This window comes from Rhodonellum psychrophilum GCM71 = DSM 17998, from assembly GCF_000381545.1.
GTDB lineage: Bacteria > Bacteroidota > Bacteroidia > Cytophagales > Cyclobacteriaceae > Rhodonellum > Rhodonellum psychrophilum.
The window spans coordinates 34528-49204 of record NZ_KB906683.1 but is presented as its reverse complement, the minus strand read 5'-3'; the positions used below and the strand labels follow the sequence as shown (position 1 = coordinate 49204).

General features: G+C 41.8%; 9 protein-coding genes. 6 read left to right on the top strand and 3 right to left on the bottom strand.

The window, feature by feature from the left end:
* The first annotated feature begins 78 nt into the window (after positions 1-78).
* Both F824_RS0115950 and F824_RS0115945 read left to right on the top strand, forming a co-directional pair.
* Positions 79-411 carry a YbaB/EbfC family nucleoid-associated protein gene (locus F824_RS0115950; protein ID WP_019598924.1) on the top strand — a complete coding sequence of 111 codons (333 nt, stop codon included), beginning with the start codon at positions 79-81 and terminating at the stop codon, positions 409-411.
* Positions 411-1415, top strand: coding sequence for a glycosyltransferase family 2 protein (locus F824_RS0115945; RefSeq protein WP_019598923.1), 1005 nt, complete (start codon positions 411-413; stop codon positions 1413-1415). Before F824_RS0115950 ends, F824_RS0115945 begins: the two co-directional genes overlap by 1 nt.
* On the opposite strand, the gene F824_RS0115940 is transcribed toward F824_RS0115945, so the two are convergent.
* Entirely contained in the window at positions 1412-1630 is a 219-nt protein-coding gene (locus F824_RS0115940) for a PspC family transcriptional regulator (RefSeq protein WP_019598922.1), read from the bottom strand. The two genes, F824_RS0115945 and F824_RS0115940, sit on opposite strands and share 4 nt — an antisense overlap.
* 78 nt (positions 1631-1708) lie before the next feature.
* Between F824_RS0115940 and F824_RS0115935 the strand changes: the two genes are divergently transcribed.
* From F824_RS0115935 to F824_RS0115920, 4 genes are all read left to right on the top strand, one after another.
* Complete coding sequence (locus tag F824_RS0115935; RefSeq protein ID WP_019598921.1) at positions 1709-3502, top strand: tetratricopeptide repeat protein; 1794 nt, start codon at positions 1709-1711, stop codon at positions 3500-3502.
* Positions 3503-4109: 607 nt separating this feature from the next.
* Positions 4110-7370, top strand: a complete 3261-nt coding sequence (locus tag F824_RS0115930) for a SusC/RagA family TonB-linked outer membrane protein (RefSeq protein ID WP_019598920.1) — start codon at positions 4110-4112, stop codon at positions 7368-7370.
* 59 nt (positions 7371-7429) lie between these two features.
* Complete coding sequence (locus F824_RS0115925; protein WP_022582198.1) at positions 7430-9163, top strand: RagB/SusD family nutrient uptake outer membrane protein; 1734 nt, start codon at positions 7430-7432, stop codon at positions 9161-9163.
* A gap of 163 nt (positions 9164-9326) precedes the next feature.
* Positions 9327-12848 carry a VCBS repeat-containing protein gene (locus F824_RS0115920; RefSeq protein WP_026333755.1) on the top strand — a complete coding sequence of 1174 codons (3522 nt, stop codon included), beginning with the start codon at positions 9327-9329 and terminating at the stop codon, positions 12846-12848.
* A gap of 647 nt (positions 12849-13495) precedes the next feature.
* Here the strand turns inward: F824_RS0115920 and F824_RS0115910 are convergent.
* Complete coding sequence (locus tag F824_RS0115910) at positions 13496-13684, bottom strand: hypothetical protein (protein ID WP_019598917.1); 189 nt, start codon at positions 13682-13684, stop codon at positions 13496-13498.
* Positions 13685-13908: 224 nt separating this feature from the next.
* The gene (locus F824_RS0115900) at positions 13909-14670 is read right to left on the bottom strand and encodes a creatininase family protein (RefSeq protein WP_019598915.1); all 762 of its coding nucleotides are present in this window, start codon (positions 14668-14670) and stop codon (positions 13909-13911) included.
* Positions 14671-14677 lie beyond the last annotated feature (7 nt).

Here is a 14677-nt window from a genome sequence, read left to right as displayed (position 1 = left end):
AACAGTATAAAAATTTGTTGAAAATTTTTTTCACTGATTTCAAAAAGATTATATTTGAACAAATTAAAATAAGGAAATATGTTTGATTTTATGAACATCATGAACAAGGTCAAGGAAGCCCAAGCCAAGATCAAAGAAACGCAGGCAAAGTTGGTCCATTTGACCGCCGAAGGGGAAGCTGGAGCCGGCATGGTTAAAGTTTTCGTAAATGGCGAAAGAAGGGTTATTTCCATTCATATGGATGATTCCCTTATCAATTTGGCCGATAAAGAGATGTTGCGTGACCTTACCGTAGCGGCGACAAACAAGGCTTTTGAGGCCATTGATGTCAAAATCAAAGAAGAAATGAAATCTGCCACAGAAGGCATGATGCCCAATATTCCAGGAATGGATCTCGGTAATATGTTCTGATGGAGCATTGTGCTATTGTCATCCTGAATTACAATGGGAAGGAAATGCTTCGGCAGTTCCTTCCCATTGTAATCCAGCATTCCTCATTCTCGATTTTCGTGGCTGACAACGCCAGTCAGGATGATTCGATAGATTTTTTGAGAACGAACCATCCTGAAGTCCAGATTTTGGCCCTAACCCAAAATCACGGCTTTGCCGGTGGATATAACCGGGCTTTGGAGAAAATAAAGGGTAAGTTTGCCTATTATATTTTGCTGAATTCCGATGTAGAGGTCACTCCCCACTGGGACAGAACCCTGATTGAATGGATCTCGGATCATCCACATGTTGCAGCGGTCCAACCCAAAATTCTTTCCTATACCAATCCTCAATATTTCGATCATGCAGGTGCTGGGGGAGGTTTTTTGGACAGCTTAGGTTATCCATTTTGTAGGGGGAGGATTTTCGAGACCTTGGAATTGGACAAGGGTCAATATGACGACATCATTCCAGTAGACTGGGCCTCAGGTGCCTGTATGGTGGTGCGGGCAGAAGATTTTTACGGTACAGGCGGTTTTGATGATCGCTTTTTTGCCCACATGGAAGAAATAGATCTTTGTTGGAAATGGAGACTCTTGGGCAAGGATATTTATTATCATGGAGGTGTGGAGGTCAAGCATGTCGGCGGGGCCACATTGGACAAATCAAGTCCACAGAAAACCTTCCTGAATTTCAGGAATAGTTTGTTGATGTTGCACAATAATCTTCCTCAAGAAAAATTCATTTTTAGGTACTTGTGCAGGGTTTTATTGGACCTGTTGGCAGCCTTTGTTTTCTTCCTGAGGGGAAATCCAAGTCATGCCCTATCCGTCTTCCGTGCACACCAGGATTTTTTTCGATTGAAATCAAAGAAAAAACCCTTGGTTTTGGCACCGGATTTGTCAAATGAGGATCAAGAGAAAAAGATCAAATCCATACTTTGGACCTACTATATAAAAGGTAGAAAAATATACGCTGATATTTAGTCAAACAATACGGGATTGTTCATTTTCCTGAGGTATTTCCTGATTTTCATCATCATGGCCATGGAGACATAAACGATAACGGGTGAACCCATGGTGATAAAAGAGCTGTATATGAAAAACAAACGAATGCTATCGATGGGGAAATGGAATTTTTCTCCAAGTTTGGAACAGACTCCAAATGCTCTTTCTTCAAAAAAATGCTTTAATTTGTTCATAATTAGTCAGTAGCAAGTAAGTTCATCTAAAAGTAATAAAATATTTTCAATAATTCTCATAAACCATTTTAGTGCCAGATGTCTAAATTCAATCCAAATTTTCTATTATTCCTTATTTTTTCAGGCATCATGATTTCCTGCAGTCCAAAAATCGGGAAATACAACACCATTTTGAGTGGTTTATCCGTGAAGCCCGAAATTTTGAGTTTGCACCAAGATTCGGTGAGATTTACAATGGAAGGAGCCATTCCATTGGAATTTTTGAAGAAGGATCGGAAAATAATACTTTACCCGGAGTATGTTTATGGTGAAGGGGCTTTGCGATTGGGCGAGTTGGTTGCCTTCGATGGAACGTTCAATAGAGTCAGTTCAGAAGCCAAGATATCCGGTCAATATATTTTCCCCTATTTGGAGGGAATGGATTCCGGGAAATTGGTTTTGAAGGGAATCGTCCAGGAAAAATCCAAAGCCAAAAGCATTCCTCAAAAGGAAATGGCAACAGGGTTGGTGACGACAGCACTGCTTGCCAGAATCGGGCAAATCACTCCGGATGAACCCATACCTAATATTGGAGTGTACATGCAAACTGATTTTTCGGACAGGACAAGAGTGGAAACCCAGGAATTTTGGGTTCCTTTTGCCCTTGGAAATTCCAAGCTCTCCGGAAGGGGTTTTCAGAATTCGGCTGGGAAAAACGTGGTGACTTTGGAAGTTCCAGGTAAAGTGATTTCCCAGATTTTGGTGACGGGTTTGGCGACGGCAGAGCCGCAAGAGATTAGGGATCGCTATTTGGCTGAAAATAGAGCCAAGGCAGTACAGGCAAATTTAAATTCGATGTTGGTCAATAAAAACACACCTGTGCGAACATCGGCTCGAAAAAATGACTGGTTTGATTTCCGGATACTCCTGAGTGATTACAAGGGGATTTCTGATAGCCAAAAAGAGGCTTATTACGATGTGATTCTAAGCAAAAGGTCTTTTGAAGAGCAGTTGGCCGAGATGCGAAAATTGTCCTCCTATAATAAGGTGTCTCGTGAATTGTTTCCCAAACTTCGGGCAGCCAAAATCACCGTAACTTTCCAGAATTCCAGGCTTTCGGATCCGGAGATTTCAGCGAATATTTTTAAGCTAATCCAAGAAGGGAATTCTCTGGACAACATTACGAAAGAAAATCTGGCCTACGCCGGACAGAAGGCCGTCAGGTTGAATGAAAAGGAAGCGATTTATCTCAAACTCGTCGAGCTTTACAATTCAGAACTTGGATATAATAATTTAGCGGTGGTTTACCTCAATCAGGCCCATAGGGAGTTGGATCTGAAGGAGCGAAATATACTGATCAGCAAAGCCATTGACATGATCCGTCAGTCCAATAAACTGAAGACCACTGCCATTTCCATGCACAACTTGGGGCAGGCATATTTGCTAAGGGGGGATTACTTTGAGGCCTATGTTGCCATTTCGGAGGCCTCCACATTGGAGCGGAATGAGAATGATGAGTTCCTGCGGTTTAATGAAGGCTTGAGGGGAGCCATTGATATTGTCAACGGAGATTACAAGTTGGCAACGATTCGCCTGAACCGGGCACCGGAAAATGAGGTGAATTTGTTCAACAAGGGATTGGCCCACCTGCTATCTGATGAACTGAGGCAGGCCTTGGAGTCCTTTGAGGAAAGCGTCCAATTCAACAGGGAGTATGGCTACGGATTTTATGGTTTGGCATTGGTCGCTGCGAGTACGGGAGATGAGCAGGCCTTGTATGAAAATCTTGAAAAAGCGGTGAAACGAAGTGAATTCTTAAAAGCCCGAGCACTTAGGGATGTGTCATTTAAAGCTTATGTCAATAAGCAAGAATTCAGAAATATTTTTAAATAATTCGACGAAACTTTTACCCAAAACTTTATTAAACATTTTTGCCATTTTGATTCAAAATGAGGGACTTACCTATTAGAATTTTGGGATTTTCAAAAGATAATGAAGTAATTTAAAAAGCTTCATTATTCAAGAGGGGCTTTGTTAAAAAAATTTAAAAAGTATTTTTTCACGATAAATTTTTGTATTCATTTTTATTCCATTAAATTAGATGTTGATATGTTTAAAAGCGCAATTAAAACTTACAGCTGCTGCCATTATGCCAAATAAAATGAAGGTCATGTTTTGTAAATGTTAGTTTTGGTCATTATTTGCCTTTTAATTTTAATAAAAATAACAAACCCCAAAATCTCAAGCCTATGAAAATCAAATTTACTTTTAGTTAGCAAAGCAAAATCGTTTTAGCACAATTTTAATGGCTTTTTGATCCTTGTATCAAGAAGAATGTGCAGGCAGAGAACCTCTGCTCAGGTACAATTGGAAAAAGGTTCGCAAGGAAATTTTCATCAACACGCCTTCAATACACTTCTAATTGTTTTATTAATTCACGCAAACGTTTGCATTCATTTCAAACTAATATATCAATTAATAATTAATACCCAATCAATCTATGTATATGGAAAAACTTTACAAAAGGCTAGGTGTACTGATGCTGCTCTTAGTGCTCTCCAGCGCAACCGTGCTGGCGCAAAAAACAATCACAGGAACGATCCTGGATGAATTCGGCATGGGGCTACCCGGGGTTACCGTTTTGGTAAAAGGAACCACCACAGGTACAGCTGCTGATATCGATGGAAAATACTCGCTCAATGTACCGGGAAACGCAAGTGTTCTGGTTTTTTCCTTTATTGGATATAGCTCTATTGAACAAGTCGTAGGAAACAGGTCCGTTATCGATGTCCAAATGTCTCCGGACGAAAGAACACTTTCGGAAATGATCGTCACCGGCTATACCATTGATAGTCGAAGAGAAACAACAGGTGCGATATCTACCGTTAGTCCAAGGGATCTTCAGGTAGTTCCAACTGGAAACGTTGAACAGACGCTTCAAGGTAGGGTTTCAGGTTTGACAGTGATCACCAATGGTCAGCCAGGAACTGCCTCCCAAGTAAGGGTTAGGGGTTTTGGTGCGTTTGGTGGCAATCAGCCTCTGTATATCGTGGATGGTTTGCCTGTCGAATCAACGGATTTTCTTAATCCGGATGATATCGAATCCACAACTGTATTGAAAGATGCCGCAGCTGCCTCCATTTACGGAGCTAGAGCTGCAAACGGTGTAATCATTTACACCACCAAAAGAGGTAAAAAAGGAGCGCAAAAACTGAGAGTGGATTACAATGGAATGACTGGATTTACCACACCAGGTAAAGGTCTTGACATGATGAATCCTGCGGATTTCGCTGAATATACCTGGTTGGCAGAAACGAATCAGGCAAGAATCAGTGGCAGACCACCAGCGTACTCAAATAGACATTTTGGAACGGGAAACACCCCTGTATTGCCCTATTACTTGGCAGTAGGCGGTCAAACCGGGGTTTTGAATCCTTTGAATCAGCAGCAAATTGAGGAGCAACGCGCACTTTATAATATTGACCCTTCAAAAGGTCCTGTACATCAATTGGTAAGAGCTGCCACAGGTGAAGGAACGGATTGGTACTCTGAAATAACCAGAAATGCACCGATACAAAGACACTCTTTAGGTTTCTATGGAGGATCAGAAACCAGTAGGTTCTTCATTGGCTTAGGGGTTCAGGAACAAGCAGGTATTCAGATTGGTAACAATTTCAAAAGATACTCGCTAAGGGCTAACTCAGAGCATGATGTAACCAAAAAACTCAGGATAGGACAGAATTTTCAAGCTACTTACCGTCAGGTACTAGGTCAGCAAGGTGGCGCTGGCGGTGCGGGTGTTGCAAGGGATGAAAACACAATTCTCTCTGCTTTCCGTATGCCGTCCATCATTCCTGTTCGGGATGAATTTGGTGGCTATGCAGGAACCAATGTCGGTGAATTCAACAATCCAAGAAATCCTGTGGCGGAAAGAGAAGGTCAGTTGGATAACAGAAGCTTCAATGCCAATGGTTTTGGAAATCTTTATGCGGAATACGATATCATTGACAATCTTACCTTTAGAACTTCAATAGGTGGGCAGTATAATAATAGTTATTTCTGGAACTACTCAAGACGTCAATACGAAAACTCGGAAAACAACTCGGCTTTTGGCTATGGTGAAGGATCGGGTTTTTCATTTGGTTGGACTTTTACCAATACAATGCAGTACAAAAAAACATTCGGACTGCATAGCCTTGATGTTTTAATAGGTCAGGAAGCCTTGAATACAGGTGTTGGAAGAAATATTTCAGCAATTGGACAAGATCCATTTTCAAAGGATCCCAACTTTATCAATATTTCCAATTTGCCTGTATCCACAAGACAGGTAAATAGTAATCAGTTCTTGGGCGTAAATTTCTTGTCTTACTTCTCTAGGGTAAATTATTCTTACAATGACAAATACATCTTGAGTGGTGTAATCAGAAGAGATGGTTCATCCAGATTTGGGGCAAATACAAGATTTGGAGTGTTCCCTGCCTTTTCCGCAGCTTGGAGGGTTTCTTCAGAGGGTTTCTTGGCTTCTGCCAATTGGTTGGATGATTTGAAAATCCGTGGGGGTTGGGGTCAAATGGGTAATTCCAATAATGTGAATCCATTCAATCAATTTAGCTTGTACGGAAACAGTTTGGGGTCAGCGTCTTATGATATCAATGGATCCAACTCAAACGCTGTGATCGGTATTATGAGAACCCGATTAGGAAATCCAGATGCGCAATGGGAAACTGCTGTTACCAAAAACATTGGATTTGACGGAACCGCATTCGGTGGCAGGTTGGACGTGATTGTAGATTTATGGCAAAAAGACACCAAGGACTTGTTGTTTCAAGTTCCAGTCCCGGCCACTGCTGGTGTGAACGCAATTGCACCATCAGTAAACATTGGACAAATGCTGAACAGAGGTTTGGATCTTCAGGTCATCACAAGAGGCAATCTTTCCAGCGAATTTACTTATGAAGTGAATGTAATTGGATCCTTCCTTAAAAATGAGATCGTATTTCTTTCTGATGGATTGGAATTTATTACCTCGCCCGAATCAAACCCTGGATTTAGGGGGATTCAGCCGATCAGAAACCAAATCAACAGACCGCTTTCTTCTTTCTTCGGCTATCAGGTTGAAGGGCTTTTCAGCAGTGATGAAGATGTATCCAGGAGTCCCACACAAGATGGAGCTGCTCCAGGCAGATTTAAATTTCAGGATGTGGACGGTGACGGTGTGATCACACCAGAAGATAGAGTTTGGTTGGGAAGCCCAATACCAAAATTCACGGGTGGTGTAACGCTTACAGTAGGGTATAAGAACTTTGACTTGTCGGCTTATGTCTATGCTTCAGTTGGAAACAAGATCTGGAATCAATCCCGTTGGTTTACCGATTTTTATCAGACATTCGAAGGTGCAGCCATATCCAACCGCTTGAAAGATGCTTGGACCCCTCAAAATTTGAATGCCACAATCCCACAGGTAGAAAAAACAGCCAACTTCAGTACAAGTACTGTAGGAAGTAGTTTTTATGTGGAGGATGGATCTTACATGAGACTCCAGAATTTGACCTTGGGATATACCATGCCAAGAGAATTGTTGCAAAAATGGAGATTGGAAAATCTTAGGGTTTTTGCAGGAGCAAACAATCTCTTTACCATAACAGGTTATTCAGGACTGGATCCAGCTGTTGGTGGTGACGCAGATCTTACCTTTGGTATCGACGTAGGTAACTACCCAGTAACAAGAGGTTATACTTTTGGTGTGAATTTGTCTTTCTAACCAAACATTAAAATAAACAAAATGTTAAATCAATCGAATTCATAAAGAATATACCGGTTATGAAAAAATATAAATTTCAAATTGCGACTTTACTGACATCTGGGATGATGTTATTCGCAACAAGTTGTGACGACTTCCTAGATGTGCCCCCTACAGGTCAGTTATCAGGCTTACAATTGAACACCTTCGATGGCTTAGACCTGTCCTTGATAGCGGCCTATTCCCAAGTGAATGGTAGAGAGCGAAGGATGGCTTCTCCTTCCAACTGGGTGTGGGGAAGTATCCGAGGTGGAGATGCCAATAAAGGTACCGATCCAGGGGATTTCGGTTCTATCAATCCTATTCAACGGTATGAGGCGAATTCTACAATTGATGTCATTGAGGAAAATTGGGTTGGCCTTTATGAGGGTGTTGCCCGTACCAACAATGTGTTGAGATTGTTGGTAGCCAGGTCAGAGGATGTTACTGACGATCAGGTAAAATCGATTTCAGCTCAGGCGAGATTCCTGAGAGGGCATTATTACTTTCAACTGAAAAGGAATTTCAACAATGTTCCTTTTGTGACTGAAAACGAGGATTATAAAGCTGGCTTGGAAGAGGTTTCCAACAATGTTGAAATTTGGCCATTGATTGAGGCTGATTTTAAATTCGCAGCGGAAAATCTTCCAGCAACTCAAGGACAAGTTGGAAGGGTGAATTCCTGGGCAGCAAAAGCCTACTTGGCGAAAACATATCTTTATCAGAAGAAAAATACCGAAGCAAAAGCATTGTTTGATGATATCATCGCCAACGGTGTTACTTCCAATGGTTTGAAATATGGCTTGGTACCCTATTATGACGACATGTTCAGGGGAGCCAATGACAATCACCAAGAATCGGTTTGGGCCTATCAGGCAGCTGCCAATACAGGTTCTGTCAATAACGCCAACCCTGAATTTGATTTGAATTTCCCATATGAAACAGGTTCAAGCGGACCTGGTAACTGCTGTGGTTTCTTTCAACCTTCCTTCACATTTGTCAATTCCTTTAGAACCAATGCAAATGGATTGCCTCTATTGGATGGATCTTTCAATGATCCAGCCAATCGGGTAAAAAATGATCAGGGTGTTCCTGCTACTGGTGCTTTTACTCCAGATACAGGAAACTTGGATCCAAGATTGGACCATACAGTGGGAAGAAGGGGATTGCCATATTTGGATTGGCAAGACCATCCTGGCGCTCCATGGATTAGAAATCAACCCAATGGAGGTCCTTATGCACCTAAGAAGTTTATCTATACAAGAGCAGAGCAGGGAACTTTCCAAGATAACAGTACTTGGACTCCAGGATATACTGGTATCAACTTTATGATCATCAGATTTGCTGATGTTCTGTTGATGGCAGCCGAAGTAGAAGTGGAATTGGGTAACTTGGAAAAAGCCAGGGAATATACCAACATGGTGAGAACCAGAGCAGTAAATTCGAAACTGATGCGTAATGGCAGTACAATGGCGGCGAACTATGTGATTTCAACATACACCAGTCCTTGGACAGATGCCAATGTTGCCAGAAATGCTGTAAGATTCGAGAGAAAGCTTGAATTGGGTATGGAAGGACATAGATTTTATGACCTTGTCAGATGGGGAATTGCCAAGCAGGAGCTAGATGCTTACATCGCACTTGATGGACAGTTATTGGCTGCCCCGCTTGGTGGATCAAGCTTTACACCGAACAAGGATGAGCTTCTTCCGCTTCCACAAAACCAAATTGACTTGGTGGGACCTACTATCCTTATCCAAAACCCAGGATTTTAATCAGTATCCAATATTTTGAAAGTAAAAAAGAGATGGTCCACGACCATCTCTTTTTTTATACCCCGATTATTAAATGATCTAGTTTTTGTATTGCTTTTAACTCTCCAAAAAATATCCTAATTTCCCAATACCAGCCAACAAGTCATTAAACAATACTCCCATTATGAATACCAAGATTTTATGCCTCGCCTTAATGGGCTTGATACTGTTCTCTTGTAAAAAGGAGGAAAAAACCCTTTTCAAACTGATTCCGGAATCTGAAACAGGAATCCATTTCAACAATATCATTGTAGAAACGGACTCTTTCAATATCCTTACTGATGAATACATATTCAATGGTGGAGGAGTAGCTGTGGGTGATTTCAACAATGATGGACTTCCCGATTTGTATTTTACGGGAAATCAGGTTTCCAATAAATTATACTTGAACAAAGGAAAACTTAAATTTCAGGATATCTCCCAAGAAGCCGGTGTCGAAGCCTCGGACAGTTGGAGTACGGGCGTTACCGTAGTGGATATCAATGGAGATGGCTTACTCGATATCTATGTCAGTGCCGCCATGTACAAGGAACCAACCAAAAGAGCAAATATGCTTTTTGTCAACCAAGGTCTCAATGAAAATGGGGTTCCTGTTTTTGAGGAACTGGCACATCAATTCGGTATTGCTGAAACCGGAAACAGTATGGGGGCAACTTTTTTTGACTATAACAACGATGGATTTTTGGATTTATATGTTTTGAATAATGAGCAAAGCAAGGCTGTTCCCAGCAATTACCGCCAAAAAATCACCGATGGATCCGCCATCAACAATGACCAACTTTATCGGAACAATGGCGACGGTACATTTACCAATGTTACCCTGGAAGCAGGGATTACCATAGAAGGATTTGGGTTGGGGATTGCAGTAGCTGATTTGAACCAAGATGGCTGGTCGGATATCTACATCAGCAATGATTACCTGACCAATGACATTCTCTACATCAACAATCAGGATGGTACTTTTTCAAACCGTAGCAAAGAAATGCTTGGGCATCAAAGCATGTTTTCCATGGGCTCGGATATTTCAGATTACAACAACGACGGATATTTGGACATCATCACGCTGGATATGTTGGGAGAAACCAATTTCCGTAAAAAAACAACAATTGGGAAAAACAGCTATCAAAGCTATATCAATAATGAACAATGGGGCTTTGAATACCAACATGTTCGAAACATGCTCCATGCAGGGAATGGCCCGGAAATTCCTTTCAGTGAAATTGGATTTATGGCTGGAATCTATCAAACTGATTGGAGCTGGTCGCCGCTTTTTGTCGATGTGGACAATGACGGACACCGGGATTTATTGGTCACCAATGGATTTCCACGAGACATTACCGATAAGGATTTTGCCAATTACAGGGCCGATGTTGGCAATGTTGCCAGCGTAAGGCAGTTGCTGGATTCTATTCCCATCGTTAAAATCCCAAATTATTCCTTCAAAAACTCAGGAGATTGGACTTTTGAGGATGTCGGCGCCACCTGGGGGTTGAACCGCCCCTCTTTTTCCAATGGAGCCGTATTTGTAGATCTCGATGGGGATGGGGATTTGGATTATGTGGTAAACAATATCAACGATCCTGCTTTTGTGTTTGAAAACACGCTGAACCAACAGCCGGGAAAAAGCAATTACCTGCGCATAAAATTGAAAGGCCCCAAAAACAATGGAATGGGATTGGGGGCCAAAATCGTCGTCCGATATGGAAACGATCAATTCCAATACCATGAACAACATTTGACCAGGGGATACATGTCCGCCGTGGAGGATGTGGTGCATTTTGGATTGGGAGAAAATGGAGGAATTCAGTCCCTGGAAGTGCTTTGGCCAGATGGAAAATACCAGCTGGTAAACTCGCCGGAATCCAATCAGGTATTGCAGATCAATCATGCCGATGCCTCTTCCCAATCGGCAGGACTTTCCTTTCCGATGGTAGCGAAGGCCGTCATTCCTATGATAAAGGAAGTGTCCAAAGAACTGGGAATCGATTTTATTCATGAGGAAATGGACAAAGTCGATTACAATGTCCAAAGAACATTGCCGCATAAACTTACCCAGTTTGGGCCTTCTTTGGCAGTAGGGGATATCAATGGGAGTGGGTTGGAGGATTTTATAGTCAGCGGATCAGCCGGTTATTCACCAATGGTGTTTTTTCAGAAAAGCGATGGGAAATTTGATAAAAAACAACTTTTCGCTGGTTTGGAAGAAATCAAATTTGAGGAACAAGGCATGTTGCTTTTCGATTTGGACAATGATGGGGATTTGGATCTCTATCTTGTTTCCGGGAGCAATGAATTTCCCGCAGATGCTGAAGAGTATAAGGATAGACTTTATCTCAATGACGGAAAGGGAAATTTCACCTTATCAGAAAACCGTATGGCCGAGGTGAAAGCCAGTGGTTCTGTGGTGAAAGGCGGAGATTTTGATGGAGATGGATTTATGGACCTTTTTGTGGGAGGAAGAACCCCTTTTGCCCAATTTCCATATGCTGAAAGAAGCTTTTTGCTGAAAAACAATGCGGGTGTTTTGGAAGATGTCACCGATCTGATCGCCCCTGAGCTTCGCAAGGTAGGGATGGTGACGGATGCGATTTGGTCAGATGTGGACAACGACGGCTTGATTGACTTGGTAGTAGTCGGAGAACTTATGCCGATCACGGTTTTCAGAAATGAAGGAGGGCGCTTTGCCAAAATGGAAAACACAGGCTTAGAAGCTCATTTGGGCTGGTGGAACAGTATTGTAGCGGGCGATTTCGACCAAGATGGCGATATGGATTATATCGTCGGAAATATGGGGAGCAATAATTATTACCATGCGAGCAAGGAAAGGCCGGTCACGGTTTTGGCTAAGGATTTTGATGGGAATGGCAGTGTTGATCCTGTAACCTTTCTGCATTTCAAAAATAATTTAGGAGAATATGAAGCCGTCCCTGCGCATTATTGGGATGATCTTTACGGACAGAGCCCCCTTTTTAGAAGGAAATTTTCGGGCTATAAACACTTCGCGGCGGCTACTCGGGAAAACCTGTTTACTCCAGAGGAATTGGAAGGAGCCATCGAGCGCACCGGCAATTATGATCGCAGCAGCTATCTCGAAAACCTAGGCAATGGGCAGTTTAAGGTACATGAATTGCCATTTTTGGCCCAGACCGCTCCGGTAAATGGCATGGTGGTTTCCGACCTTGATGGAGATGGAAACTTGGATGTCTTGTTGGTTGGAAATGACTATGGAAATGAAGTGTTTTCCGGTCGATACGATGCCTTTACGGGATTGGTGCTTTTGGGGAATGGCAGTGGTGGATTTAAAGCAGTAAGGTCTTTGGAAAGTGGGTTCCTGGTTGCCGGTGATGCCAAATCCATGGCGGTATTGACAGACTCAAAGGGTGCTTCGGTCTATCTTTCCAGTCAAAATCGAGGCGCATTAAAAGCCCACACCTCCATGAAAACCATTTCGGGCAAATCTTTTCTGCCGGATTCCGATATCCACACCTTGATCATGGAGTTGGAAAATGGGAAAACCCAAAGGCTGGAAATACACAATCGCTCCGGTTTTCTTTCCAATTCCGGAAATCGGATCTTACTTCCCAGCAATCTAAAAGGGTTAAAGGGGGTCGATTACAAAGGAATGATTAAAGAATTGGTTTGGTAGGGTGAATGTAGAAGGTTTCTTATCCTTTGAATATTAAAGGGCTGAGAGGAGTTTTGGAGCTTCGGATTCCTTTTGATTTGATTTTCACCCGATGGATTTCTTCTGAAACACGCATTAGGTTTCCCAATGGGCTGAAACTGCAAGAGAATTGATAAAATTGAGGGTTTAGTCGTATTATTTGTGATGAAGTAAAAAATAGCAAACAAATGACTGTGATACAATTCCGAGCTGTAATAGCGACGGAAATGTATCACAGGCATTTAGCCCGAATTCCAATACAGCAGAAAAGTAACCGAAAGCAGCTAACTTGAGGGAAGTTAGATGGAATATGCATTAGGCTTTCTTAGGATATTGAAACCGAAAGAAAATCAGAAAATTGGGAGATTAATTACTGATGCCGATATGGTGAAGTCAATAAAAGTCAACAAATAGATGATTATCAGATAATTACAGTATTAAAAGGCATTCGCAATGCATAAAACGGGTTTAAATTCAAATGGAATTATAACCAAACAAGCCTCGGATAACCACCTTTTGAAGTGGTTGTCCGAGGCTCGTTTTCTAAAATGGGTTTGATGCTGTTTTGATAATTTGATTAATCAATTTCACAAATTGTTTCGAGAAGAATCTCTATTTTCAATAGGCAACTAACTTTTATCTTGCGTCCCCTGAATCAAGCCCAATCCTGAAATAAAAAAAACAATTCCGAGAATACACATCACCAAAATAGTTTTCCATTCACCGCCATCATCGTTCATAAAAAGAATTGCACCATAAATAAGACCCACAATTCCCAATATGATGAGTAGGGGTCCAAAAATTCTCTTTAAATTCATAATTGATTGTTTTAGTTTTTCGGGAAATTATCAAAAACCTTGCTAACATGAAAATTAAGTCTAGAATTGCCATAAAACATTTTGGAAATACATTGTTTTCAATGGATTATTTCGGTGAAACCACTTTTTTTCATTTTGACACCAAGTAATCCTGAACAGGATTCAAAGGGTCGCTTTGTTTCAAGAAGTTTAAAATTCCGGGTACGGCTGTCCAATGAAATATTTTATCGATAAAGCGTATGCAGATCAGCGGAACAGATATCCACCATCAATCCGCCCACTTTTTGACATACATCCTTGAAATACCTTTCACCCTTTTCAGGAGTTGATTTTTTAGGGTTTCCAATTCCAGTGTCTTCCGTGACTTGTGACCATTTCCTTTCTGACCATGCCCATTTTTCATTGAGTCCCGGGATGACTGATTTTTTCTCTTCACCAAGACCTGCTATTTCCAAAGGGAGCACCATTTCTGGGTGCAAGTACATGATCAGGCTGGTTTCCATTTCATCTGCATGGTCTCCTTCCTCTTCGAAATACAGGGATTTGTCCAGCGCCTGGAACCAGTTGCAGGTGGTCAACAACATTTCCGGAAATTGTAGTCCCAATTCCCGAAGGATGGTTTTGAAATCGTTTCCCCCGTGGCTGTTTATGATCAGGAATTTTTTGATCCCCTGTCGGTCTAAAACCGTCAGTAGATCTTTCAGGATGGCCATTTGCGTGCTTGGATTCAAGTTGATGTCCAGGTAAATATCGCTTTGGCCTGTGTTCACTCCGAAGGGGATGGTGGGGAGAATGACTACTTTAGCTCCTTTTTCCCAGGCGAATTTACCCGCACCAGCTGCGACCGCGTCCGCCTCATAAACATCAGTCCCATAGGGAAGATGGTAGTTGTGTGCCTCCGTTGCTCCCCAAGGAAGCACTGCCAAGTCAAACCGATCAAATTCTAGATTTTTCCAATTGCTCTCCGCTAAAATATAAGGTCTCATTTTTTTG

Bases quoted from the DNA above. Each gene is read 5' to 3' on its own strand.
- F824_RS0115925 (WP_022582198.1), top strand. From the start codon at position 7,430: ATGAAAAAATATAAATTTCAAATTGCGACTTTACTGACATCTGGGATG.
- F824_RS0115920 (WP_026333755.1), top strand. From the start codon at position 9,327: ATGAATACCAAGATTTTATGCCTCGCCTTAATGGGCTTGATACTGTTC.
- F824_RS0115930 (WP_019598920.1), top strand. From the start codon at position 4,110: ATGTATATGGAAAAACTTTACAAAAGGCTAGGTGTACTGATGCTGCTC.
- F824_RS0115945 (WP_019598923.1), top strand. From the start codon at position 411: ATGGAGCATTGTGCTATTGTCATCCTGAATTACAATGGGAAGGAAATG.
- F824_RS0115935 (WP_019598921.1), top strand. From the start codon at position 1,709: ATGTCTAAATTCAATCCAAATTTTCTATTATTCCTTATTTTTTCAGGC.
- F824_RS0115910 (WP_019598917.1), bottom strand. From the start codon at position 13,684: ATGAATTTAAAGAGAATTTTTGGACCCCTACTCATCATATTGGGAATT.
- F824_RS0115940 (WP_019598922.1), bottom strand. From the start codon at position 1,630: ATGAACAAATTAAAGCATTTTTTTGAAGAAAGAGCATTTGGAGTCTGT.
- F824_RS0115950 (WP_019598924.1), top strand. From the start codon at position 79: ATGTTTGATTTTATGAACATCATGAACAAGGTCAAGGAAGCCCAAGCC.
- F824_RS0115900 (WP_019598915.1), bottom strand. From the start codon at position 14,670: ATGAGACCTTATATTTTAGCGGAGAGCAATTGGAAAAATCTAGAATTT.